Source organism: Streptomyces sp. STR69 (assembly GCF_024519455.1).
In the GTDB taxonomy this organism is placed as follows: Bacteria; Actinomycetota; Actinomycetes; order Streptomycetales; family Streptomycetaceae; genus Streptomyces.
The window spans coordinates 1-477 of sequence record NZ_JALJRY010000106.1 but is presented as its reverse complement, the minus strand read 5'-3'; the positions used below and the strand labels follow the sequence as shown (position 1 = coordinate 477).

Sequence of the window (477 nt, the reverse complement as noted above, 5' to 3'; positions counted from 1 at the left end):
CAGCCAGTTGTGGTCGCGGACTATCGGGAGCGTGGCCCAGAGCTTGCCGAGACCCCAGGTCGCACCGGCGCCCGCCGCCGCGAGGGCGATCAGGACCACGGCGTAGATCAGGTGGTAGTCGGCGAAGGGGTTGGACGACATGCTCAGCGTGCCGTCGGAGAGGTGCCTGGCCGGCGGCCACTCGGCGATCCACATCAACGCCATCATCGCCGTGCCGGCGACGGCAGCGAGCCGCAGCGCGACACCGGAGACCAGCGCGATGCCGACACCGAGCAGACCAAGCATGAACAGCCAGTTCGCCCAGCCCGCACCCGCCCAGTCATGGAACGTCGACTCCATCGGACCCGCAGCCACCGAACTCAGAAAACCCTTGGTGGGCGAGCCGCCATCGATCCAGCCCTTGCCGGACGGAGTCGCATAACCGAACCCGAACGTCTTGTCCAGGAACGCCCACAAGAAGACGAACCCGGTCAGCAG

Annotated in this window: 1 protein-coding gene; it reads right to left on the bottom strand. The window is 67.3% G+C overall.

Going from position 1 to position 477, the window contains the following annotated elements:
- On the bottom strand, positions 1-477 hold a 477-nt coding region (locus tag OC490_RS49165; protein ID WP_262064573.1), incomplete at both ends, for a hypothetical protein.